We start from the raw sequence: 8,736 nt of genomic DNA, 5'->3' as shown, positions 1-8,736 counted from the left end.
GAAGCGGAAGCCCGCTACTATGAGCAAATCGCTGGAATGCCGATGGCAGCGTAACTCCAGCAAAACCGTCTCCGAAGTTCCCGGTGCGCTTCAGTACGCTCGCAACTTACATCGCGACGCAACGAGGTTAAGGTGACCGGCCTTGACCAGGACTTCCTCCTCGCTTGCGACCCGCCACGGCTAGTGCAGGTGTTCGTCAATCTCGTGGCCAACGCGTCGCGCTACTCACCGGAGGGCAGTCTCATTCGGATTGTGGTGAACACGGAATCGGAGAAGCGCCTCTTGATTGACGTCGAGGACACTGGTGTGGGTATACAGGAAGGCGACCTCGAACGCATTTTTGAAATGTTCACGCAGGTGGAACAGGAAACCAATGGCCGGCTACGGGAAGGCCTCGGTGTGGGTCTCAGTCTTGCCAGGAAGATTGTAGAACTGCACGGCGGAACGCTAACGGGTACGAGTAAGGGACTGGGTCGCGGAAGTACTTTTCGGGTGTCGCTCAACATGCTCGATCCTGTCGCACTCCAGACCCGCGATAGCGATTTGCTCCCCACTGTTGCGACCAGTCGCGCCGTTCGTGTACTCGTGGTGGACGACAATCACGATGCAGCGGACGCACTTGCTGCTGCACTCGGAAATGATTACCTTGCCGTCAACGTTGCGTATTCGGGTGCATCAGCGCTCGAACAAGCCGCGCGCACCGTGCCCGATGTCATGCTCCTCGACATCGGAATGCCCGGAATGGATGGATACGAGTTAGTACGTCGCGTACGTGAATCAGAATGGGGAATAAACTTGTTGCGATTGCCGTCACCGGTTGGGGCCAAGCGTCCGACAAACAGCGCGCTTTTGAAGCTGGATTTGATATGCATTTCACCAAGCCCGCCGACCCGAAAATGCTGGCCAGCGCGATATTAGCGGCGTTCTCCAGTCGCACTGGCGTTGTTGCAGCCAACGACCACTGACCGCAATGCGCCGTTCTGGTGCGCCTTCCACGCGGATCGCTGCCTACAATTAAATGATGGGCTTTCAGAAAAAAATAGCCTATGGCGTAGCTCGCATGCAGGGAGGGAGGGAGGGAGCATCTCATCGAATATGACAGGCTCCAGGTGAGAAGTAGAGATTGCCCGCTGGGCTACTACGGCTCGTCCGCCAATCAATAGCTCGGCTGATTTTCGTCCCACGGATTCGCCAGTCGACTAGCGCACGCTTCGTCTATCACTTGAAACGCGTTCTCAAAAGCTGAGGCGTACGCTTGGTTTGGATCCACAACCGCGTCGACCCTTAGCACGGGCCAATGGTGACCATCTCGGTCTACGATCTGGAGAATAAGCAGCGCGTTGTTTCCCTGTAAGTAATTGAGAATCACACGATGTAAGCGATATCGCAGTTCCACGCACCCCTCCCATGTCTTAGCCTGACGAAGCAGTTGTTACCAGGCCTTCTCGTTTAGTACGAACCGAGAGACAGAAAAGACGCAAACTGCACCGCTTAGGGAACTCAAGAGGCAAATTTTGGCTCTTTTGAAAACGGAGTGGGTAACGGGGCTCATCGGGCATGCTCATTAAAGCGCGAGAAGTCGAATTTTCCGGCGATGAGAAACAGGACAGTGCGCATGGTTTCGAAGCGAGCGTACCCGCGTGCTTTGCGTTTGTCGGCCTGAAACAGGCCGTTGATGGCTTCGATGAAGCCGTTGGTCTGGCGCGTCTGAGTCCAGGCGACAATGCCCTCGAAGTGTCGGCGAATCAGTCGGGCGACGTCCTTCATCGGTTCGACCTTCGAGCGCATGACGTTCGTACACCACTGGTGCAACATCGCCGACACGACATTGATTTGCTTGCGCTCAAGAATGTCGCGCAGTTGCTCGCGGTACAGCCACGCCCGGGCCGTGCGCCTGGTGGTGTACTGACTGACGAGCGCCTCGAGGTCGGTCAGTTGGGCGAGATTCAGTTTGTTGGCATCTTTGAGCAGCGTCCAGCGCATGCCTTTGAGTTGCGGGTCGACCTTCTGTTGCTGCCTGCGCACCGTGTCGAGCGCCTTGGACGCGTGAGCAACGACGTGAAACTTGTCAAAGGTCAGTCGCGCGTCGGGCAGATGTTCATTGACGCCCTTGATGAAAGCTGGCGACATGTCGATGCTGACCGAGCTGATTTGCTCGGACGTGCCACCGTGTTCGCCCAGGTAGGCCGCAAAGCGTTCAATCGTGCTGGCATCCTTGCCGGTCGTGACGAACACGACCCGCCGCGCTCGCATATCGGCGACCAGCGTCAGATACTCATGACCGCGCCGATACGAGGTTTCGTCAATTGCCACTGCCTTCACCTCAGACAGGTCAGCCCCCGCGAGTGCCAGCTCCACATACCGCGAACAGATGGCGTGTACTCGATGCCACGACAGGTTGACCGCACGCGCGACAGCGGCAAACGGCATCTGCTGGGCGAGCATCAGTACGAGTGCCTCGAACAGCAGCGTAAAGCCGCTGAGTTGACCGACCCAATCAGGTTCGACCAACCGCACGGAGCCATCGAGCAAGCGCACACGCGGCACCCGCACTTCCAGAAAACATTCGTGTTGAAAGAAATTCAGGTGACGCAGACGCTTGATTTGCGTGTCGTGGACAGGATGCTCACCGGCAACTCCAGCATAGGAAAACCGGGTGCCCGCGACGAAGTCCACGGCAATGGTGAGTTGACGCTGAGCGGCATCGAAGTCAACGCCTTGAACGTACCAGGGCGCGGTTATACCGAGAGCGGATTCGAACAGTTCATTCGTCATGGTTGCTTTGTCATGGCTCAGCTTATCAATTCTGGGCGCCTCAAGGATTCGCTTCGCCGGGCTTACGCCCGTCCTTGACCCGCCAACCCACCCACTCAAAACTCAAAAGAGGCCAAATTTTTGAACGTTGCGCTGCTAGCGACAATCCCGCGATTAGCCAGGCAAACAGGCGTTGGCTTGAGATGGTGAAACACTGCCGGTAACTTCAAGCAGGCATTAGTTGCTGAGCAAATCAACAACTGAAGCGTCGCAAGTTCAATATCCGCTTATTTCGCGGCTTCCCCATAGAAATCCGAACACCGCAATATTGCAATATTGCTGACTTTTTTATTGAGCTCTGCGTTATCAATTTAGTCCCGGCTTTCATTCCCACGACCGAGGCACGACCGGCCCCCTTCATCGCGTCGCCCGATTCAAGCGCAAACACGAGGGACGTCGTGTGGACGTCCGCCGCGACCTTCGCACCCCGCGCCGCTTGATGCTAGCGAAGCCACGCGACGAGGGTGCGTGCGCGCAAGGTACCCACGCGCGGCACCGAACGCCACCGGTTGCCGCCGCATGCATTGCAATATTCGATCAGCGCACCGAGCGTGCCGATCCCCTCCCCGCTCAGTCACCGCGCGATCGAAGGGCGAAACAACAGATGAGCCGGATGCGTGGAAGAGGCGCGGCGGCAGGGAGCGTCGACGCCTGCTCGACCATGCGCAAGATCACGGCAGTGAGCGTGGGCAGCCGTGCTGTTTGATCGGACGACCATCCAGCCGCGGTCGGCCACGGTACCGAGTCCTTCGGGCCGCACGTCAAACGCCGATATCACCAAGTCGGTACAGGAGCATACGGACGGTAGCGCGCGTAGTGCTCGATGAGAATCGAGCACTACGCCCCAATCCAAGGCTCGTATCCATCCAGCTCCCGTTCGATTGCAGTCTCCAGCGAACGAACATCGAATGGTTTTCGGATACTTTGAACATTTCTGCATTCGAAGCACGCGCGCAGCCACGTCCATACCCGTCAAAAAAATGACAGGCAACGAACTGTTTTCACGCACCATCTCGGCGAGCTCGATGCCACCCATTCCGGGCAAGCCGATGTCGGTCAATAGCACGTCGGGAAGACCATCCGCTTCGATCGCGTCCAATGCTGCCTCAGCCGTTTCGAATGCGACGACATTCGACTGCGATGTCGACAGCAACGCAAGCGTGGCTTCGCGCAGATTGTCGTCATCTTCAACCAGCATGAGTCGCGGCATACGCACTTGCCGTTGCCTATGGCGGGGCCGCCATTGCAAGCACACGTCGTAACGCACGGGCGAGTGTTGATGTGTGTAGGGCTTGCTTAACAACTGCACGCCCGCTTCGATCAATCCGCCGTGAGCAATGCGGCTTTCCGCATAGCCCGAGGTAAAAAGGATCGCCACATCTGGATGGGTCTGGCGCGCCATCGCGGCAAGTTCAGTGCCGGACAAGTTTCCGGGCATGACGACATCCGTAAAAAGAAAGTCGACGGGGTGGCCCGCACGGAGAATCGTCGCCGCAGCATCCGCGTTCTCGGCTTCGACGGTGCGAAAGTTAAGCGTGCCTAGCATGTCGGACACAGTGCGGCGCACTTCCGGATCATCTTCTACCACGAGCACCCATTCGCCGTTGCCGTGCGGCGAATCAGACTGCTCGACCACAAGCGGTGATTCGGCGTCCAGTACCGCCGGTAGCATGATAGAGATCGTCGTACCCTTGCCCACTTCACTGTCGACTTGAATGTGTCCGCCCGCCTGCTTGACAACTCGTACACCATGCTCATGCCAAGACCTGTGCCCTTTCCCTCCGGTTTAACGGCTCGAACACACGTGCTTTCACATCCGCCGGCATACCGCAACCCGTATCGGTGACCGACACGCGCTCGTCCTGTCTCGGCGTTGGCGCATCACCCTCTAGAGCAACGGTACCGTGTTCGACATTGCGAATTGAGACGGTGAGCATGCCGACGCCGCATCGCGTCGCGCGCGTCGATCGCGAGATTGAGAAGCGCATTCCCGATATGGGCACGGTCGACTCGCGCATTCCAGAGTTCGGGATCGTAGTCAATCACGAACTCGTTCGCCTCACCGACTGCGTGACGCAGCAATTCCTTCATACCGGTGACCAAGCGCCCGAGATGCACGACAACCGGCGCGATCGGATGCCGACGAGCAAACGACAGAAGTTGCGATGCGGGTCTTCCACCGCGCTCTATCGAGGTGCAACGGCTGCTTAGAGCGGCCACTCATAAAAAATGGATCCGGACGAACGTTCGCTTACGCAACCTTCCGAACTCGATCCTGCGCAAAAGAGTGAAGGCGAACAAACCCACAGGGTCGTCCTCATGATGCCTTTAGGACACGGGCGTCAATCTCGGCAGCGTGAAATACACCTTTCTAGGAATGAATTGTGCGCGGCAATTAGACGATCCCGGTACGAGGAATCGGGTTGTAGACAACAGTTGGGTCAACACCATCTAATGGAAAATGCAAAGCTGCCGGAGAACGTCGCGAATTGTGAACAAGAGCGAATTCACGCACTTGGATTGATTCAACCGCACGGCGCCCTGTTGGGCTTCAGTCAAGACGGCGCACTCGTGGCCCGAAGTGCGAACGCCTCAGAGATGCTGGGCACGTTGCCATCCCCCGGCTTCCCCCTCAGCGACGACAATCTTGATCAATGCGCGCGCGTGGTGATCGCACGCGCGCTCCACAACCGACACTCAGTCTTAGAGAGCCTCGAGTGGGCGTCGCCCAGCGGCGAACGCTTTGATCTTGTCATGCATTGGTCAGGCGACACCCTGATCGCCGAATTTGAGCAGATCGTACCGGACGCGCCGAGTGCCTCGCAATTCGCACTATTTTGTCAACGTGCCATCGGCCAACTACAGGTAAAGCAGTACGGCGAGGTTGCCGAGTTACTTCAAGACACCGCTGAAGCGATACGCAGCATGACAGGCTTCGACCGCGTCATGGGATATCGATTCCTGGGAGATGGGAGCGGCGAGGTCATCGCGGAAGCACGCCCTGAGGGTCTTTTGCCTTATCTGCATCAGCGCTACCCCGCCAGCGACATCCCGGCTCAGGCTCGCAGACTGTATGTGCTCAATCCGATTCGACAGATCGCTTCGGTGGACAATCAGCCCGTAGCCATTACGCCGGACTTGAATCCGGATTCAAACGCGCCGCTTGACCTTAGCCATTCCGTACTGAGAAGCGTCTCGGCCGTCCATATCGAGTATCTCAAAAATATGGGTGTCAGCGCATCGATGAGTGTGTCCATCATTATAAATGGCAAGCTTTGGGGCTTGTTTGCCTGTCACCATATGAAGCCCTATCGTGCTTCACACGCAGTCCGACTCTCCTGCACCGTTCTGACGCAGGTAGTGTCCATCCTTGTGTCGCAGATTGAAGCGCGACGTCGCCTCGCAAACCATCACCGCACTCAGAAACTAAGCCAGCATATCGCCTCAGAGCTTTCGCATGCTGAGGATCTGGTGGCGGGTCTCAGTGCGGCTGCGTTCGCGATTGTCGAGCTCGTCGATTGCGATTGCGCCTTTGCAGTTGTTGACCAGGAAGTCATTCCCTTGCATTGCCCGGGCGTCTCACACCGTGCGCCCCTTGCCGCCCTCTCGGCCTACATGACCGAAACCCGCACGGATTTCTTTGAGACAAATTCCTGGGCGCGAGATGTCGCGTCTCTCGAGCCGATCCAGACTGTCACCGGCGTGTTTCCGGGCTGCCTTGCGGTGAATGTCGGCGGAGATGTGCCTATCACGATCATTTGGCTTCGCGACGAACTCGTTGAGACCATCCGCTGGGCGGGACCGCCTGGGAAAGTTGTGTCACAAGGCCCGAACGGACCACGCCTCACCCCGCGCGGTTCCTTCGAGGTCTGGAAGCAGATCGTGAGAGAATCCAGTCGTGAGTGGAGCGAGGTTGACCAGCGGGCCGCGCGTGAGTTGCGTACCGTATTGCAAGCCACCGCGCTTCAGCGAATGCGCGAAGGTGAACAAGCCCGAACGACCTTGCTGGCGACGCTTGGGCACGACCTTCGCAACCCACTGCAGGCGATCAACATGGCGATGTTGCTAATGGGGCGTGGTCTTGCTTCATCAACGGATACGGCGCGCCGCGTCGAGGGATCCACACAGCGGATGCAGTCGTTGATCAACTATATCCTCGACGTCAGTCGCATTCGCTCCGGTCTTGGACTGGGTCTGACGAAGCAACTTGTGCGGCTTAAGGACGTGATAGAGAGCACTGTCGAACAAAATCGGCTCGCGCACCCAGGCGTGACGATCTCTTCGCATTTAACGGACGATATCGGAGATGCTTTCATCGATCCGGACCGATTCGGTCAGGCGCTGACCAACCTGATTAGCAATGCACGTCAGCACGGCGACATTGCTTACCCTATCGAACTGACCGTCAGTGCGGATGCGTCAGGACAAATTATCGAAGTCAGCAACCGCTTGCGCGAACGCCCTAACGTGACATTCGATAGACTTCTCGATCCGTTCAAAAGTGGCTCACTCAACAATCCAAACAACCGCGGAGGCATGGGCCTTGGATTATTCATTGCGAATGCCATCGTCAGAGGTCATGATGCAAAGCTCGAAGGCCGATTTGATCAGACACATGCCCATGTGTCGGTGCGGCTTGCTCCACGCGCGGGACACGATATGGCGCTCGATGCCGGTGTCGGTGCCTGATACCAACTGCGTTGAAGGTGCGCGAAATTACGTCGAAACTCTGCGCACCGTTTGACGCGGAAGCGTGACCGTGAGTATCGCGGCATTCTTGTCCGACTTGACCTCAATCTTTCCCCCGTGATCATCGGTAATGCAGCGGCAAATATAAAGACCGCCCAACGCCCGATGCGATCCCTCCACGCTGTGATGTCGGGCTACCGCGTGTCAATGGATCGGACAGTGTTGGAAGGGCCTCTACAGGAATTGCCGTGCCGCCGTTAGAGACGACAAGCGTCACCTGCTCATCATCGCCCCTGGCGTTCACCTGTACGGGCCCATTACCGTACTGAACCGCGTTCGTTATGAGGTTGACGATTAGCTGGTTCAGGCGGGCTGCATCCCACCGACCATCGAGGTGGCCCGATGAATGAACCTCGACTTGGGCGTCTGGCCTTGCCGAACGAACATCATCGGTGGCGTCGAGGCAAATCCGCGTGAAGTCCTGCTGAGTCGGCTCGACGGGCAACGTGTCGCCCACTCGAGTTCGCGTAAAGACAAACAGGTCATCGATTAGCAGTTTCAGGCGTTCCGCACTGCGCTGCAGGTTCAAGCTCGCGCGGACACTGGTTGCCGAGAGATTCTCGTCTAGCAGCACGACATGAGCCGAATTAAGAATCGCTCCTACGGGCAAACGCATGTCGTGAGCGACCACGCCAGCGAACAAATCGCGAATACGCTCGGTACGCTGAGCATATTGCCGAACCGATTCCGCGACCATCTGATCAATCGCTTCGTTGAAGCGAATTATTTCCTGAAACGCGCTCGCGTCGAGCTCGCATGTTCGCTGCCATCGCCGCAAAGCGCTTGCTCGCAGCGCACGGTACTCCGCAACGAGCGCATCGATTCCAAAGCCGTGTATCTGCCGGTCATCAGCATGCCCACGACCGATGCGATTAAATCCTGAATTGGGATCAGGGCGCCTACCCTGTGACTTCGCTTCCTGCTGGGCGTCTGTCTGCGACTCGCGCATATCGGCGGCAATGCCAAGCAGGAGTTCGCGCCCGGAGTCACGGAGCTGCTCATCGTTGAGCTCACTGTCCAGCGGGCTGACCGCACGAGCGTACTCGGTCCATTCATCGATCAGCCCATCAAGATCTGCTTCGATAAAGTCCGAAATTGTCGAGGCCAATTTGAAATGTCCGATATCCGGCTAAATTGAAATGTCCGGTTTGGGGTCGGTTCCTGCTTCCAAAG

At 57.4% G+C, this 8,736-nt stretch carries 7 protein-coding genes; 3 read left to right on the top strand and 4 right to left on the bottom strand.

Features of this window, described 5'->3' with window-relative positions:
• Positions 1-132: 132 nt before the first annotated feature.
• A complete protein-coding gene (locus NCT03_RS34325; RefSeq protein ID WP_250495466.1) occupies positions 133-918 on the top strand; it encodes a hybrid sensor histidine kinase/response regulator in 786 nt (261 codons plus the stop codon).
• Between the two features lie 630 nt (positions 919-1,548).
• Here NCT03_RS34325 and NCT03_RS33160 read toward each other — a convergent pair.
• The 3 genes from NCT03_RS33160 to NCT03_RS33150 all read right to left on the bottom strand — a co-directional run bounded on the left by NCT03_RS33160 (position 1,549) and on the right by NCT03_RS33150 (position 4,513).
• Entirely contained in the window at positions 1,549-2,775 is a 1,227-nt protein-coding gene (locus NCT03_RS33160; RefSeq protein WP_250495465.1) for an ISL3 family transposase, read from the bottom strand.
• A gap of 481 nt (positions 2,776-3,256) precedes the next feature.
• The gene (locus NCT03_RS33155; RefSeq protein ID WP_250495467.1) at positions 3,257-3,352 is read right to left on the bottom strand and encodes a phage integrase family protein; all 96 of its coding nucleotides are present in this window, start codon (positions 3,350-3,352) and stop codon (positions 3,257-3,259) included.
• 36 nt (positions 3,353-3,388) lie between these two features.
• Entirely contained in the window at positions 3,389-4,513 is a 1,125-nt protein-coding gene (locus tag NCT03_RS33150) for a response regulator (protein WP_250495464.1), read from the bottom strand.
• A 236-nt stretch (positions 4,514-4,749) separates the two neighbouring features.
• Between NCT03_RS33150 and NCT03_RS33145 the strand changes: the two genes are divergently transcribed.
• Together NCT03_RS33145 and NCT03_RS33140 are read left to right on the top strand one after the other, a co-directional pair.
• Positions 4,750-5,025 carry a hypothetical protein gene (locus NCT03_RS33145; protein ID WP_250495463.1) on the top strand — a complete coding sequence of 92 codons (276 nt, stop codon included), beginning with the start codon at positions 4,750-4,752 and terminating at the stop codon, positions 5,023-5,025.
• Positions 5,026-5,268: 243 nt separating this feature from the next.
• A complete protein-coding gene (locus tag NCT03_RS33140; protein WP_250495462.1) occupies positions 5,269-7,503 on the top strand; it encodes a GAF domain-containing protein in 2,235 nt (744 codons plus the stop codon).
• 121 nt (positions 7,504-7,624) lie between these two features.
• Here NCT03_RS33140 and NCT03_RS33135 read toward each other — a convergent pair whose 3' ends face one another.
• On the bottom strand, positions 7,625-8,671 hold the full coding sequence (locus NCT03_RS33135; protein ID WP_250495461.1) for a sensor histidine kinase: 1,047 nt from the start codon (positions 8,669-8,671) through the stop codon (positions 7,625-7,627).
• Between the last annotated feature and the right edge of the window lie 65 nt (positions 8,672-8,736).

It is taken from the genome of Caballeronia sp. GAWG1-1, from assembly GCF_023631465.1.
Taxonomy (GTDB): domain Bacteria; phylum Pseudomonadota; class Gammaproteobacteria; order Burkholderiales; family Burkholderiaceae; genus Caballeronia.
This window is presented reverse-complemented; position numbering and strand designations above follow the sequence as displayed.

Coding starts and splice junctions, on each gene's coding strand:
- NCT03_RS33160 (WP_250495465.1), bottom strand. CDS start 2,775: ATGACGAATGAACTGTTCGAATCCGCTCTCGGTATAACCGCGCCCTGG.
- NCT03_RS33140 (WP_250495462.1), top strand. CDS start 5,269: ATGGAAAATGCAAAGCTGCCGGAGAACGTCGCGAATTGTGAACAAGAG.
- NCT03_RS33145 (WP_250495463.1), top strand. CDS start 4,750: ATGCCGACGCCGCATCGCGTCGCGCGCGTCGATCGCGAGATTGAGAAG.